A 16168-nucleotide genomic window follows, 5' to 3' on the forward strand; every position below is an offset into this window, starting at 1 on the left:
CTGACGGATCACCCGCTGCTGCGACGGCCCGTTCGGAGCCGTCAGACCGTTCGACGCACCGTCCTGGTTCACAGCCGAACCCGAAACGACCGCCAGCACCTGGTGGCCGTTGCGCTGTGCGTCGGAGAGGCGTTCCACGAGGAGCATGCCGACGCCCTCTGACCAGCCGGTGCCGTCCGCGTCGTCGGAGAACGGCTTGCAGCGGCCGTCGGCGGCCAGGCCGCCCTGGCGACTGAACTCGATGAACGAGCCGGGGCCCGCCATGACGGTCACACCACCCGCGAGCGCCAGGTCGCACTCCCCCGCCCGCAGCGCCTGGGCCGCCAGGTGCAGGGCGACCAGCGACGACGAGCAGGCCGTGTCCACCGTCACCGCCGGACCTTCCAGGCCCAGGACGTAGGAGACACGGCCGGAGGCCACGCTGCCTGCGGTGCCGGTGCACACGTATCCCTCGGCCGCGCCGAGGGCGGCGCCGGTGTCACTGGCGTAGTCGTGGTTCATGAGGCCGACGTACACGCCGGTCCGGGTTCCGTGCAGGGAGCGCGGGGTGATGCCCGCGCGTTCCAGGGTCTCCCAGGAGGTCTCCAGGACGAGGCGCTGCTGCGGGTCCATCGCCAGGGCCTCGCGCGGCTTGATGCCGAAGAAGTGGGCGTCGAACTCGGCGGCATCGTGCAGGAATCCGCTGTCGCGGACGTACATCGTGCCCGGGTGCTCGGGATCGGGGTGGTACAGGGCGGTCAGGTCCCAGCCCCGGTCCTCGGGGAAGGGGGTGATGCCGTGGCCGCCGTCGGCGACCATCTGCCAGAGGTCGTCCGGTGAGGCGATGCCTCCGGGGAGTCGGCAGGCCATGGCGACGATCGCGATCGGCTCGTCGGAGGTGGTGCGGGCGGTGGCGGTGGCCGTGGAGCGCTCCGACGGAGTACCGGGGATGCCCGTGCCGATACCTGTGCCCGTGCCGATCAGGAGTGCGTGGAGGTGGCGGGCGATGGCGGTCGGAGTGGGGTGGTCGAAGGCCAGGGTGGCCGGGAGGACGAGGCCGGTGGCGGCCGTCAGCCGGCTGCGGAGCCGGACCGCCGCCTGGGAGGTGAAGCCGAGGTCCTTGAACGCCCGGTCGGGCTCGATCTCGTGTGCCGTGGGCAGTTGGGCGACCTCGGCGGCCTCGGTGCGGACGAGTTCGAGGAGGCTCCGCAGCTGCTCCTCCTCGCTGTGGTCCGCGAGGTCTTCGCGCAGTCGCCGGACGGTTGCGGGTTCGGGTGCGGCGGACTGCGGCGCGGGCTCGGACGTCGCGATGGCGTCGGGGTCCGCGACGAGGCTGTGTTCGTCGTCGAGCAGCAGTGCGGCATCGAGCGCGGCCGTGCGCGCGCGGCCCGTGAGGCCGGCTCCGGTCGTCATGGCCAGAGCGGGCAGGCCGAGTGCGTGGCGCTGAGCTGCGAGGGCGTGCGCGAAGGCCTCGGTGGCGGGGTCCGTGCCCGGCGGGGCGATGAGCAGCAGGCGGGCGGGGCCGGCGATGTGCTGGAGGGGCAGGGTGGTTTCGATGGCCGTGCGCAGCCCGGCGGGAAGGGTGTGCACCACGAGGGAGAGCGGGTGCGGCTGCGGGTGCGAAGTCAGGACGGCGAGGGCGGACGGATCGGCGGGGTCGATGCCGGTGGCGGTGATCTCGGCCCCTGTGTCCGCCAGTTCGGCGTTCAGGGCTTCCGCCGTGTGCTGACCGGTGAGGTACGGCAGCAGAACGCGTCGTACGCCATGGGCAGTCACGAGGTGGCGGACGAGGTCGGCCGTGGCCGGGTCCTCTGCGCCGGTGACCAGGACCGTGCCCTGTGGATCGACCGGGCTGTCGGAGGATGCCCCTGAACCGATGTGGGGGATGTCGCGCAGTCCGGGAACGAAAACCCGGCCGTGGCGGACGGCGCACTCGCCGACGCCGCTGTCGACGGCTTCGAGGAGGGCGAGCAGGTCCTCGGGGGTGGGGGTGCCCAGGTCGGAGAGGGCCAGGTCCGGGGCGAGGGCTTCCAGGTCGATGCGGGTGCAGCGGGCCGGGTGGCTGTCGTCGAGGGTGCGCAGGGCGCCGCGTGCCGGGGCGTGGGCCGGGTTGCGGAGCGGGTCGCCGGGGCCGGTGGACGCCGCGCCGTGGGTGACCACCACGAGTCGGGCGGCCCGGAGGGCACCACACGCGAGGAGTTCGCCGACCGCTCCGGTCAGCTCGTCCACGACGGCGACCAGGCGGGTATCCACGACAGCGGCCGGGTCGATGCCTGCGGCCGTGGCCGGGTCAGCGGCCGGGTCGATGCCTGCGGCCGTGGCCGGGTCAGCGGCCGGGTCGATGCCTGCGGCCGTGGCCGGGTCGGTGTCTGCTGCGTCGGCCGGATCAGCGGACGGGCCGGTGCCCGCGGCGTCGACCGGTTCGGCGGCCGGGCCGGTCGACGCAGCATCGACCGGTTCGGCGGCCGGGTCGGTGTGCGTGACGGGCAGGAGCAGGATCCGGTCGGGTGCCGGAGCACCGGCGGCCAGGTCGGCGATGAGCGCGGCCACGTCCGGATGGGTGCGTACGGTGGCCCCCGCGTTCCGGAGCGCGGACACCAGCCCGGATACGGGCGCCGCCCCGGCCCCGCTCCTTCCGAGCACCGCCCAGCTCCCCCGGGCTGCGCCCCGTCCGCCGCCGCCGGACGTGGCCGGGAGGGGGGACCACCTGGGTCGGTGGAGGATGTGGTCCGCGGTGGACGTGGCCAGCAGGCGGGCGGGGTGGTCGAGCAGGGCGTGGCGGGTGATCTTGCCGGAGGCGGTACGCGGGATGCGGGCGACGGCGTGGAACTCGTGCGGGGCCTTGAAGTACGAGAGGTGGGTCCGGCAGGCGGCGAGGAGTTCGGCGGGGGCGGGCAGCCCTCCGGGGCCGGGGACGAGGAAGGCCACCGGGACTTCACCGAGGACGGTGTCCGGCTTTCCGGTGACGGCGGCGTCGGCGACGCCGGGCACGGCGCGCAGGACGTCCTCGACCTCCGTGGGGTGAATGTTCTCCCCGCCGCGGATGATGAGTTCCTTCAGGCGGCCACTGATGGTGAAGTGGCCCGACGGGGCGCGGCGGGCCAGATCGCCGGTCCGGTACCAGCCGTCGGTGAGGACTTCTGCGGTGGCTTCGGGACGGTTGTGGTAACCGACCATCACATTGGGGCCCTTGACCCAGATCTCGCCCTCGGCGCCCGGTGCGCTGTCCCGTCCGGTGTCCGGGTCGACGAGTCGTACGTCGAGGCCGGGTACGGGCAGGCCGCAGGAGCCCTCGACGCGGGGGCCGGTGGCGGTGTTCATGGTGATGGCGCCGCAGGCCTCGGTGCTGCCGTAGAGGTTGAGCAGCGGCACGCCGTACGCCGTTTCGAAGGCCGTCTGGAGCGCGGCGGTCGTGATGGCGCCGGCGACCATGCAGGTGCGCAGGCCGGTGTCGCGGAGGGACTGTCCCTCGGCGGCGTCGACGAGGTGCTGGTAGACGGCGGGGACACCGGCGAGGAAGGTGGCGGACTCCTCGCGTACGGCGGCCGCGACGTCCTCGGCCGAGAAGCCGTCGAGGATCCGGGCGGTGGCACCGACGGCGGTGACGCCGACGACGCACGCGATGTGGGAGAAGCTGTGGAAGAGCGGGAGCGGCCAGACGACCCGGGCGTCGGCGGACAGTCCCGCGATCGGCGCGTACGAGGCGGCGACCGACCAGAGGGCGCTCCGCTGGGTGGAGAGCACGCCCTTGGGTCTGCCGGTGGTTCCGGAGGTGTACAGCTGCCAGGTGATGTCGTCCAGGCCGAGGGTGTCCCGGGCGGGGGCGACGGGTTCGGTGGTGGCGAGCGTCTCGTAGCAGACGGTGTCAGAGGCGGGAGCGGAGGCGGAGGCGGGAGCGGAGGCGCGGGCGGGGGCTGAGGCGGAGACGGTGCCAGAAGCAGCACCGTTGCCGGTGGCCGTCGGAAGGGCGTTGTCCGGGACGACGAGGAGAATGGGCGCCCGGCCTCCGACACCACCCGCACTCCCGACACCGCCCACGCTGCCGACACCACCCGCACTCCCGTCGCCCCCGTCGCCCCCGGTGCTCCACGCGCGCCGGACCTGGGCGACATGTGCCGGGTCGGTGATGACGGCGCGGGCGCCGCTGTCGGCGAGGATGTGGGCGAGTTCGGTGTCGGCGGAGTGCGGGTTGACGGGGACGCCCACGGCTGCGGCGCGGATCGCCGCGAGATAGCTCTCGACGGTCTCGACGCGGTTGCCGAGCAGGATCACGACACGGTCGCCGGGTTCCAGTCCGAGGTCCGCGAGATGTCCGGCGAGCCGGCCGGTGCGCTGCTCCAGGCCGGCGTACGTGACGGCCCTGCGCGCGTCGCGGAATGCCGTTTTCCCGGCGGACCGTTCGGCGTGCCCCCGCAGAATTTCAGGGAATGGGCGGATCAGCTCGGCACGCAGCATGTCACCATATCCGTCTCTCGATTCGGCCCCTCTTGGCCCTCGCACACCGAGCGGCGGACTCCGGCCCGGAGTGTTGCGGACAGTGTGATCCGCCCGGATACGGGGCTGAACCCCTGTCACCCCCTGTTTTGCCCCTGCGGGTGCAGTCCGAGGACGTCGATACGCAGGTCCGCGGGGAATCCGGCTTCCGGTCCGCCCACCCTGCGCGCGAACTCGGTGAGGGCGGCGAGCTGCCGCGGCCCGAAATCGAAATCGAGGCCGTTGAGGTAATAGTCCTTCAGCGTCTCCGAGGTGAACGTCTCCCATTCCGCGGCCTGTTCGCAGATCAGGTCGATCTCCTGAAGGGAGAGGTCCCGCGCGATTCTGAGGTCCTCGTGGACACGGTGGACGATTCCGGGTTCGCGGGCCAGGAATTCCCGCCGGACGGCCATGACGGCGAACACGAAGGGCAGTCCCGTCCAGTCCCGCCACATGCCGCCGAGGTCGTGCACCCGCAGGCCGAGCCGGGGCGCCTCGTACAGGGCGGCGCGCAGCGCGACATCACCGATGAGCACGCCGGCCTGGGCGTCGCGCATCATCACGTCGAGGTCGGGCTCGGTGACCTCGTACCGGGGGTGCACCCCGATCTGCTCGCCGAGCAGCAGCTGGGCGAGGCGGACGGAGGTGCGGCTGGCGGAGCCGAGGGCGACCTTCGCGCCGTCGAGTTCGTCGAGCGGCACCTTGCTGAAGATCAGGCAGGACTGCACGTCGCCGTCGCTGCCGATCGCGATGTCCGGCAGTACGACCAGGTCCTCGGCGTGCTTGAGGTACTCGAAGACGCTGATCGGGCCGATGTCGAGTCGTCCCTCGGCCAGGGCGGCGCTGAGGATCTCGGGGCTCGCCCTGGTGACGTCCAGGTCGAGGAGGCTGCCGGTCTTCGCCAGGCCCCAGTACAGGGGCAGGCAGTTCAGGAACGAGATGTGGCCGACGCGGGGGCGGTTCCGCTTGAACGTCGCCGCCCGCCCGAATTCACCGAACTCCATTCCGGCGAATGTCCCGTCCGCGTACTCCAGCGTTCCGGAGAGATGCGAAGGTTCTATTTCCGTCGTCTGTGCGCTCAAGGTCATCAACGCTTCCGATTGCTCGAATTCTGAATCCCTGACCGTGGCCGACAGGCTGCCGGAACTTGTTTTTGGCGCTTTTATCGGCCGCCGCCAAAGAACTGCGATAGCAGCCACCGTAGCGCGGCCCGGAGAGCGAACTCCGGTTTCCGGTGTGGCACCAAGTGTCCTTGCAGCAAGTGTCCTTCGGCGGTAGGGGTGACACCCCTACCGATAAGGGTTGCCCACGTTTCCGGGCGCTCGTAGCCTGCTCGAAAAGCACTTGGCATTTCGCTCACGACATCTCGACAACGAATGGAGACTTATGTCTTCCCATACGGAGGTGGCAAGCATCGTCGATCCGGTCTTGCACCTGGACGATGCGGAGAAAGCCGAACTCACCGCCCTGGCCGAGGAGCTGTCCGGTACGGCTCCCCAGCTGATCGACGACCCCCGCTGGGTCGCCGCCGCGCGCACGCTGTCGAGCGAGCTGCCGTCCGGACTGCGGGCCCGGCTGCGGCAGTTCACCTGGGATCCGGGGACCGACGCGATGCTGCTGCTGCGCAACCTGCCGCAGCACGCGCCCGGCGCGACGCCGGCCACGCCGTCCGTCGCCGGTTCGGTGCAGCGCGCCGCCACGGTGCCGGCCGCGGCTCTCGCCCTCATCGGCATGGCACTGGGCGAGGTGGTCGCCTTCGACAAGGAGAAGTCCGGCGCCCTGGTGCAGGACGTGGTCCCGGTTCCCGGCATGGAGAGCTTCCAGGGCAACGCGGGCTCCACCAAGCTCAACATGCACACGGAGAACGCCTTCCACCCGCTGCGCCCGGACTTCGTCGGCCTGATGTGTGTGCGCAACGACCACGCGAACGTGGCGAAGCTGCGCATAGCGTCGGTCCGCCGCATCGTGCCGCTGCTCCCGGAGCCGGTCCGGGCGATTCTGCACGAGCCGCGCTTCACGATCGCCGCACCGGCTTCGTTCGCCATGCCGCCGGGCAGCGAGAAGCCGCGCGGTGTCCTGACCGGCAGCACCGACGACCCGGATCTGACGGTCGACTTCAGCAGTACGACGGCGCTGGACGACACCGCGGCCGACGCGCTGCTCCTGCTGGAGAAGGCGGTCGACCACACCTACCAGGAACTTCTGCTGGCGCCGGGCGACCTGGCGCTGGTCGACAACCGGATGGCGCTGCACGGCCGGAACGCGTTCCAGCCGCGCTACGACGGCGCTGACCGCTGGCTCCAGCGGATTTTCGTACACATCGACCACCGGAGGTCGCGCGCGTCGCGGCCGGACGGCGGCCAGGTGCTGCAGAGCGCCGCGCCGGACCCGCTGAACACCGAGGAGAGGTAGCACACCATGCCCGTCGGGGCGGACCCCACCATCTACAGTCGCCCGGTCTCCCCCATGGAGGCATGGTTCCTGGTCTATCCGGACTCGGTACCCGGTGTCATGCATCTGTTCGTGCAGGGCACCGGGCTCGTCGGCCGGCCCGAACTGGCCGCCGCCGTCGAGCGTGCGGCGCTCTCCTGCCCCGGCACCCGGCTCACCCGTACGGGCATGACCTGGACGGACAGCAAAGTCGCACCGGCCGTGCGAGAGCTGCCGGCGGGCAGTCTGGACCCGGCCGCCGACGCACCGGACCTGCACCGACCGCTGATGGGCGACGGCGGTCCCACCTGCGAGGTGCTGCTGTCGGGGCATCCCGGCGGTACGCACATCGTCTTCCGTGCCTTCCACGGCGCACTCGACGGCAAGGGCCTGATGTTCTGGGCCGAGGAGGTGTTCCGGGCGCTGCGCGGTGAGCCGCTGCTCGGGGCGCCGGACGCGGTGAGCGAGGCGCAGCTGCTCGACCGGCTCGACGCGGCGGGTGTGAAGTCCTCCCCCGGTATCCAGGCGGATCTGGACTGGCCGTCCGCGCTGGGCCCCCGGGCCCCGGGCGGCGAGAACCGGGGCTTCTTCTGGCGTCGTCGCACCATCGACGGTTCGCACCCCGGTGCGGTCGCGAAGGTGGCGCTCGCCATCGCGCGGGCCCGCGGTGTGCGGACCGGGCGCTTCATGGTTCCGGTGGACCTGCGCCGTTACGCCCCCGAGCTGCGCTCGACGGGCAACCTCACCCACAATCCGCTGTTCGAGGTGGATGCCGACGCGGGGTGGGAGGAGGCACATGAGCGGATGCTGACGCTGCTGGCCGAGGGGCACGACCTGGCGGCCCGCGCCGACACCGTCATGACGACCGTGCCGCTGGACATCCTGCGCCGTCAGATCTCCGAGCTGGACGCGTACTCGGCCGCACAGAACAAATACTCCGCGCTCGCGACGCTCTCCAGCATGGGGAAGATCGGCCCGGACGCGCTGAGTACCCCCGTGTTCCGGGCCACCGATGTGTTCGCCCTGCCGAACTCGGGTCCGGTCGGTCCGCCGGAGGTGGACCTGCTGGAGTTCGACGGCCGTACGGAGATCACCATCGGCTGGCACGACGGACCCGGTACCGCCCAGCGGGCGGAGGCGCTGCTCGACGCGATCGAGGAGGAGCTGTCGCCCGCTCACCGCAGGGAGTGGGTGGGCAACGCCCCGATCCTGCCGCCGGCCCGGACCGGGACGGTTGTGGAGCAGTTCGAGGCCCAGGCGGCCCGCACCCCGGACGCGGTGGCGCTGAACGGGCCGGAGGGGCCGGTCAGTTACGCGGAGCTGAGCCGCAAGGCGGACGCGATCGCGGCGGAGCTGCGGGACCGGGGGCTGGGCCGCGGTTCGGTCGTGGGTCTGGCTGCGGGGCGGACCGTCGCGGCGATGGCGGGCATCTGGGGCGTCCTCAAGGCCGGGGCGGCGTATCTGCCGCTGGACCCGGCCCATCCCGACCAGCGCCTGTCCGGTCTGCTGCGCGACGCTCGGGCGAGCGTGTGCCTGGTCGACCGGGCGCTCGCCAAACGCGATCCGGTGCCGGTGGGCTGCGAGGCCGCGATCCTGGAGGATCTCGCCGACCGCGGGGGCCGCCCGGCCGCCGACGACGACGTACGGCCCGGCGATCTCGCGTACATCATCTACACGTCCGGCTCGACGGGCCGCCCCAAGGGTGTCGAGATCGAACACGCCCAACTGACGGTGTTCGCCGACTGGGCGATCCGCACCTACGGCGTGGACGACAGCACCTGCTTCCCGCTCTTCACCTCGCTGGCGTTCGACCTCTCCAACACGGCGCTGTTCCTTCCGTTGCTGGTCGGCGGCTCGATCACCCTGGTCCCGGACGACCTCGACCATGTGGTGCTGCGGGAGATGCTGACCTCCTCGGGGGCCAACGCGCTCAAGCTCACCCCGACCCATCTGGACCTGATCAGCCGGCTGGGACTGCGTCCCACGGGCTTCCGTACGGTCGTCGCGGGGGGCGAGCTGCTGCGCGGTTCGGTCGCCGCGCGGGCGCAGGAGATCTTCGGCCCGCAGTGCCGCATCTTCAACGAGTACGGTCCGACGGAGACGACGATCGGCTGCATGTCCCGGGAATTCGACCCGGCGCGCGATGCCGAGCTGCCGTCGGTGCCGATCGGTCTGCCGACCCCCGGCACCCACATCCATCTGCTGGACGCGCGCGGCTGCTTCGTGGAGCCGGGTGAGGTCGGCGAGATGTTCCTGGCCGGGGACCAGCTCGCCCGCGGCTACCGGGGCCGGCCCGATCTGAACGCGGAGCGTTTCCTCCGCCTCGCCGACGGCACCCGGGTCTACCGCAGCGGTGACCTGGCCCGGCTGCTGCCGTCCGGCGAGCTGGAGTCGGCGGGCCGCACCGACGAGCAGGTCAAGGTGCACGGCCACCGGGTGGAGCCGGCCGAGATCGCCCACACGCTGGAGGAACATCCGGCGGTGGCCAGTGCCTTCGTCGCGGGCCTGCCGCGCCCGGGGACGACCGACAAGGCGCTGTACGCGTGGGTCGTGCTCGACGCGGAGGTGCCGACGGACGCGCTCGACGCGCACGTGGCCGAGCGGCTGCCGCGCTACATGGTTCCCGGCACGACGCTGGTGATCCCGGAGCTGCCGCTGACGCCGAACGGCAAGGTGGACGTCTCCGCGCTGCCGACACCGTTCGAGACGTCCGGGGAGCCGTCGGCGGCATCGGAGCCGGCCGGGGAGCGTGCGGGTGTGGAGGCGGCCGTGGCGGAGATCTGGTCCGACACGCTGGGCCTGCCGGCGTCCCGGCTGGGCCAGGAGCCGGACTTCCACGCGCTGGGCGGCGACTCGGTGACCCTGCTGACCATGCTGGCACGGGTGGCCTCGCAACTGGTGCCCCCGGCGCGGGAGAAGGAGTTCATGTCCCACCTGGCACGCTTCATCGCCCGCCCGACCCTCCGGCACGTCTCGGAGGTCGCGGAAAGCCTGCGCTGACGCACGCCCGGTGCGGGCGAGCACCCGATCCGCTTCGGTCGGAGCGCCGTGACGGCTCATGCGCCCGGTCTCCACGTTCGACGCGGACCACCCCGTCCCCTCCCGCCGAAGCGGGAGGGGACGGTTTCGTGTGCTCGGTGGCGCGGCATGGCCGCCCGCCATGAAGAGGCCACCCGGTCCTGCGAAGCAGCCGTCGCCCCTGCGTCACTCCTGATGCGGGCGTGACGTCCGACGGCGGGACCTACGAGCGGGTGGCGGTGACCAGTTGTTGCCCTCGGCCGTCGTGCCGTTGCTCGTGTGGTCGGAGCTCTCCCGCAGCCGCCGCTCCACCTCACGGGCGCGCGCCGACGGTTCCGCGGGGCCCCGGCCGTGTCCGTCACCGATTCGCGGAGGAACCGCTCCCACTCCTCATCGGACACGGACGACCCGTCCTGCCCCCGCATGCAGCGGGGCCGAGCTCCATGCCTCATGGGCCGCTTCAGTCGGTTCCCTCGGGGCGGACCGCCTGACGCCAGATCGTGGCGTCGAAAGTGAGGTAGGAGCTGGTGGCGTTGGGGTCGGGCAGCGCACGGATCTCGATGAGTCCGACATTGGCCTTGTTGACGACGCAGAGTTGGGTTCCCGGGGTCAGCTCGGCGACCTCCAGCCGACGGACGTAGCGGGTGTCGGAGGTGCAGACGTCCAGCGAGCCCTTCTGGCCCGGATCCAGCCGTACCACTGTGCCTCCGGTCGAGTTGATCTCGCCGTCCCCGAGGGCGAAGAAGTTGAAGTCCCCTTCTCCTTCACGGGGTTTGACGGGATCCAGGGAGAAGGACAGGTAGTACCGGATGGTCATGTGGATGTTCTTCGTATGTATCGGTTCGACGGGGCCCGCCGGAGATGCGGTGTCGGTCGGCTCGGCTACCGACCCGCCGCTCGCGGGCAGAGGTGGCGCGGTAACGGTGACGGTGACGGCCGGCCGGGCGACCCTGGCGGTGGGCGAGTTCACGACCGTGGGCAGGCCGAAGAATCCCAGCAGGAGCCCGAGAACCGCGGCCACCGCGGAAATCAGCGCCGCCCATTCGGAGATGCGGCGACTCGGCGGTCCCGGTCGCGGATCCCCGCCGGGATCGGGAGACGGTGTCGGCGGTCGGCCCGGGGGAAGAGGGGCTGCGGGCGGCACTCCGGATCCCGACGGGGTCGGGGACGGTTGGCTCATCGACTGCTCCCTCTGCTTCATGACGCGTATGCGCGCAATACCCGGGCGGGCCCGTTGCGTTCGCAGGAATGATGAGGCCATCCAATCGCATGTCCCATGAAGGTGTAGGCGTTCTACCGCACAACCAGAAGTACCGGTTCGCCCTCGTTGACCCGGATGATGCTCACCGCGCGACGGGGGTGCTCACCGAAATGGCGCTCCTGAAATCGGTGAGTGTGAGCGTGGCCCGGATGTCGGGGTCTGACGCGAAGTGGATTTCCTGGCGTATGCGCACGACGCGGCCCTCCTCGTCGATCCATGCCTCGGCGTCGATCGCGGTGGCGGGGCCCAGATTGCGCCCGGCGATCCTGTCGACGGATTCGATGTCCTTCGGGGTGAGGCGGGCCGACACCCGCACAGGTTCGCTCCCCCGGTGCACGGTGGCGCTGTGGCCGAGCATGAGGTGCACGTACTGCGGAAGCCGGTCCACGGGTATGCCGCCCTTGGCCGTCGACACGGGGAACTCCTGCCACACGCCGTGGGTTCCGCTTGCGCGCCGGTACACCTTCTGCCGGGTGATCACGACGTCTTCGGTGTACTGCTCGGTCTTGTCCGTCGTGCGCCCCGTCAAAGGCGTGTTGAGGTTGATCCGTCCCACGACGAGTTGCAGTCGTCCGGTCCCGGACTCCGTGACGGCTCGGAGTGCGGCCGAGCGGGGGGCGTCGTCGGCTGCGGCCAGCCGGTCGCGGACCACCTGCCGGCCGGTCTTCGCTCGCACGGGCGAGCCCGGGGCGCATGCCGAGAGCATCAGTCCCGAGAGCGCCAGAATCAGGGTCGCCGTCCGGTGGTGGAACAAGGGTGGATCCTCTGAGTACCAGGCCCGGAAGGAGAACGCCCCGGGCCGCAGGTGAATGATGGGCTCATCCTTCCTGGCCGTGGGAATGACGACGACAACGCCCCTCCCGCTGCGGGAGGGGCGTTGTCATGAGCGGCGGCGGTCCGGTCGAGTCGCCCGGGCCGCTCCGGCCAGTACGTGCACCGGATGCCCCGCGACAGGCGGGATCGTCAGGGGCGGTCTACAGGCCCCGGTCGTTCAGCCACTCCTGGATGCGCTTGGCGACGTCCTCCGAGTGGTCACCCAGCATCGTGAAGTGGTCGCCGGGGACGTCGACCACGTCGTGTTCGTACGGCCACTGGGCGCGCCAGTCGGCGTCCTCGGGGATGGTGCCGAGCGGGTCGGCGGCGCGGACCAGGAGGGTGGGTACGTCGAGCGGCTGGGCCTTCCAGTCGAAGAAGAACTGGAGGTACGCCGCCCACGCCGTGGTCCGGTAGTCGTCCATCGGCGTGTACGCGCTGTCCCGTTCGACCATTCCGTCGAGCATCTGCGGGATCCAGTTGACGAGCACCTCGCTGTCGACGGGGTAGCTGTCCATGAGGACCACGGCGTCAGGGGCGCGGCCCTGCCTGGCCAGTTCCAGCGAGAGGACGTTGGCGACCATGGCACCGCCGGAATGCCCGGTGAGGACGAACGGGCGGTCGCCGACGGTCCGCAGGACCGTGTCCGCGTGGGTCCGCAGCAGTGTGTCGCGGCTCGCGGGCAGGTCCTGGCCGGCCCCGAACCCGGGGTGCGGAAGGGCGTAGACGTCCCGCACCCCTCGGAAGCCCGCCGCCAGGCGTGCGTACTCGTGGGCGCCGGACAGCATCGACATGGTGCAGCAGCTGATCAGCGCGGGGCGCTCCCGCTCTCCGTCGGACCGGCCCAGCGGGACCGCGCGGTGCGGTGTCTCCAGGCTCGCGTGGTCCTCGTAGGTCGGGCGGAAGGAGGCCAGGTTGATCAGCAGTTCCGTGTATTCCACGGGCCTGCCGATGTCCCGGCTGTGCCGGAAGAGCTGTCCGAGCAGGCCGTTGGCACCGGGCTGCGGAGTCTCGTCCGCGTCCTCGCCGCCCTCGGCCCCGGCCACCTCGCCGAGCAGCCGCTCGGCGAGGTGGCGGGAGAGCCGGACCGGGGTGGAGTGGTCGAACAGCAGGGTCGGCGACAGGGTGACGCCGAGGACCTGCTGAAGGTTGTTGCGCATCCTGAGCGCGGTCAGGGAGTCGAAGCCCTGCTCCAGGAAGTTGGTGTCCTTCTCGATGGCCTCGGCCGAGTCGTGGCCCAGGACGGCGGCGGCGTGCTGGGTCACGAGACCGACGAGCAGCCAGTGCCGCTCGGCAGCGGGGGCGTCCCTCAGCCGTGCGGCGAACTCCCCGCTCGTCCGGGACACTTCGTCCTCGTCGAGCGCGTCGGCCGGCTCGCCCGAGGGCGCGGGGGCCGGGAAGAAGGTGCCGGGCGCGGGCGGGGCCGGCCAGTAGTGGGTGCGCTGGAAGGCGTAGGTGGGGAGGGCGACGCGGGTGGCGCCGGTGTTCGCGAAGACGGCCGTCCAGTCGATGGTCGTACCGTGGCAGTGGGCCTCGGCCAGCGAGGTCAGGAACCGGTCCTGGCCGCCTTCCCGGCGGCGCAGGGTGCCGAGGACCGCGGCATCGGCGCCGACGTTCTCGATGGTGCCCTGGAGGCCGATCGCGAGGACCGGGTGGGGGCTGACCTCGATGAACACGGAGTGCCCGTCGGCCAGGGCGGCACGGGTGGCCTGCTCGAACTCGACGGTCTCGCGGAGGTTGTCGTACCAGTACCCGGCACCCATCTCCGTACCGCTCAGGACGGCTCCGGTGAGGGACGAGTACAGGGACACATCGCCCGCGCCGGGCTCAACTCCCGCCAGACGTCTGGCGAGTTCGGTCTCGATCTCCTCGACATGGGCGGAGTGGGAGGCGTAGTCCACGTCGATCTTGCGGGCGCGGATCTCGTCGGCCAGGCAGTCGGTGACCAGCTCGTCCAGAGCCTCGGGGTCGCCGGAGACGACGACGGAGGAGGGTCCGTTGACGGCGGCGATGGAGATCCGGCCGTCCCAGGTGGTGATCTTCTCCCGGACCCAGGTTGCGGGCTGGGCGACCGACACCATGCCACCACGACCCGCGAGCGCGATGATCGCCCGGCTGCGCAGCGCCACCACCTTCGCCGCATCACCCAGCGACAGAATGCCCGCGACCGCCGCAGCAGCGATCTCACCCTGCGAGTGACCGATCACGGCCGCCGGCTCGACACCGTACGAACGCCACACCTCGGCCAGGGACACCATCACGGCCCACAGCACCGGCTGCACCACATCCACCCGGTCCAGGCCGGGCGCGCCCTCCGTGCCGCGTACGACATCGAGCAACGACCAGTCGGTGTACGGCTCCAGCGCAGCCGCGCACTCGGCCATCCGTGCCGCGAACGCGGGTGAGGCGTCGAGCAGCCCCACTGCCATGCCGACCCACTGCGCACCCTGACCCGGGAACACGAAGACCGGGCGGGATCCCCGGCCGGCCACTCCGGACACGGCCGCGGCTGCCGGTGTGCCCTCGGCGAGGGACTTCAGGGCGGCGAGGAAGTCCGCGCGTTCGCCGGCGACCACGGCCGCCCGGTGGTTGAAGGCCGTGCGGGTCAGGGCGAGGGAGTAGCCGATGTCCGTGAGGGAGGTCCCGGTGTCCTCGCGTACGCGGTCGAGCAGGCGTTCGGCCTGGGCGCGCAGGGCCTGCCCGGTCTTGGCCGAAAGGACCCAGGGGACGACGGCGAGGCCGTCCCCGGCGGTCGTCTTCTCCGGCTCCGGCGTCGCCGGGTCCTCCTGCGGTGCCTCCTCCACGATGAGGTGGACGTTCGTGCCGCTCATCCCGAACGAGGAGACGCCCGCCCGGCGTGCCCGGCCGGTCTCGGGCCACGGCTGCTGCTCGTCGAGCAGCCGGACCGCGCCCGCCGACCACTTGACGTGGGTCGAGGGCTCCTCGGCGTGAAGAGTTCGCGGCAGTATCCCGTTGCGGATGGCCATGACCATCTTGATGACACCCGCGACACCGGCGGTGGCCTGCGGATGGCCCATGTTCGACTTCAGGGAGCCCAGCCACAGCGGCCGGTCCTCGGGACGGCCCTGCCCGTACGTGGCGAGCAGCGCCTGGGCCTCGATCGGGTCGCCCAGCGTCGTGCCGGTGCCGTGTGCCTCGACGACATCGACATCGGCCGTGGTCAGGCGGGCGTCGGCGAGGGCCTGCCGGATGACCCGGCGCTGTGCCGGGCCGCTCGGGGCCGTGAGGCCGTTGCTCGCGCCGTCCTGGTTGACGGCGGAGCCGCGTACGACGGCCAGTACCTCGTGGCCGTTGCGGCGGGCATCCGAGAGCCGTTCCAGGAGGAGCATGCCGGTGCCCTCGGCCCAGCCGGTGCCGTCGGCCGAGTCGGCGAATGCCTTGCAGCGGCCGTCGGCGGCCAGCCCGCCCTGCTTGCTGAACTCGGAGAAGACACCGGGGGTGGCGATGACGGCGGCGCCGCCCGCGACGGCGAGCGTGCATTCGCCCTTGCGCAGCGACTGGACGGCCAGGTGGAGCGCCACGGACGACGACGAGCACGCCGTGTCCACGGTGACGGCGGGGCCCTCCAGGCCGAAGGCGTAGGAGATGCGGCCGGAGAGCACACCACCGGCGGTGCCGGTGAGCAGATACGACTCGCTGCCCTGCGCGTCGCCGTACATGGTGGCGCTGTACCCGGAGGCCGAGCAGCCGACGAAGACGCCGGTGGGCGTTCCCTTCAGTGCGGTCGGGTCGAACCCGCCGCGTTCGAGGGCCTCCCAGGTGGCTTCGAGGAGCAGGCGCTGCTGCGGGTCCATGGCAAGGGCCTCGCGCGGGCTGATGCCGAACGGGGCCGGGTCGAAGCACGGGGCGTCGTGGACGAAGCCGCCCTCCAACGAGAGCGGTGCGTCCGCCGGTTCGTCGGGGCCGCGCAGCCAGGCCGGATCCCAGCCCCGGTCGGTGGGGACGGCCGAGACGGCGTCCCGGCCGTCGAGCACGAGCTGCCACAGCGCCTCCGGGGAGTCCGCACCACCGGGCAGCCGGCAGCTCATCCCGACGATGGCGATGGGCTCGGTCGACGCGTCGGCCAACCGCTGGTTCTGCAGTTTCAGCCGCTCGTTGTCCACGAGGGCGGAGCGGAGCGCCTCGACGATCTGGTCGGCACCTGAATCCATCAGCTGTTCCCCCTGTACGTTC

Annotated in this window: 7 protein-coding genes; 2 read left to right on the forward strand and 5 right to left on the reverse strand. The window is 71.6% G+C overall.

Features of this window, described 5'->3' with window-relative positions:
* Together ACFVH0_RS37675 and ACFVH0_RS37680 are read right to left on the reverse strand one after the other, a co-directional pair.
* The coding region (locus ACFVH0_RS37675; RefSeq protein WP_385827800.1) for a beta-ketoacyl synthase N-terminal-like domain-containing protein at positions 1-4434 on the reverse strand (4434 nt) is incomplete at its 3' end.
* A gap of 116 nt (positions 4435-4550) precedes the next feature.
* Positions 4551-5456, reverse strand: a complete 906-nt coding sequence (locus ACFVH0_RS37680; RefSeq protein ID WP_385827802.1) for a menaquinone biosynthetic enzyme MqnA/MqnD family protein — start codon at positions 5454-5456, stop codon at positions 4551-4553.
* Positions 5457-5856: 400 nt separating this feature from the next.
* On the opposite strand from ACFVH0_RS37680, the gene ACFVH0_RS37685 reads away from it, so the two are divergent.
* Both ACFVH0_RS37685 and ACFVH0_RS37690 read left to right on the forward strand, forming a co-directional pair.
* A complete protein-coding gene (locus ACFVH0_RS37685) occupies positions 5857-6864 on the forward strand; it encodes a TauD/TfdA family dioxygenase (protein WP_385827804.1) in 1008 nt (335 codons plus the stop codon).
* Between the two features lie 6 nt (positions 6865-6870).
* Positions 6871-9882 carry an amino acid adenylation domain-containing protein gene (locus ACFVH0_RS37690; RefSeq protein ID WP_385827806.1) on the forward strand — a complete coding sequence of 1004 codons (3012 nt, stop codon included), beginning with the start codon at positions 6871-6873 and terminating at the stop codon, positions 9880-9882.
* Between the two features lie 478 nt (positions 9883-10360).
* On the opposite strand, the gene ACFVH0_RS37695 is transcribed toward ACFVH0_RS37690, so the two are convergent.
* The 3 genes from ACFVH0_RS37695 to ACFVH0_RS37705 all read right to left on the reverse strand — a co-directional run bounded on the left by ACFVH0_RS37695 (position 10361) and on the right by ACFVH0_RS37705 (position 16149).
* Positions 10361-10921, reverse strand: a complete 561-nt coding sequence (locus tag ACFVH0_RS37695; protein WP_385827808.1) for a ferrous iron transport protein A — start codon at positions 10919-10921, stop codon at positions 10361-10363.
* Between the two features lie 322 nt (positions 10922-11243).
* Positions 11244-11915: a hypothetical protein gene (locus tag ACFVH0_RS37700; RefSeq protein WP_385827810.1), complete on the reverse strand. Its 672-nt coding sequence runs from the start codon at positions 11913-11915 to the stop codon at positions 11244-11246.
* A 220-nt stretch (positions 11916-12135) separates the two neighbouring features.
* Positions 12136-16149 (reverse strand): type I polyketide synthase, encoded by a 4014-nt coding sequence (locus tag ACFVH0_RS37705; RefSeq protein WP_385827814.1) that lies wholly within the window; start codon positions 16147-16149, stop codon positions 12136-12138.
* Positions 16150-16168: the final 19 nt, after the last annotated feature.

Origin of the sequence: Streptomyces sp. NPDC127117 (genome assembly GCF_042677325.1) — a bacterium.
GTDB lineage: Bacteria > Actinomycetota > Actinomycetes > Streptomycetales > Streptomycetaceae > Streptomyces.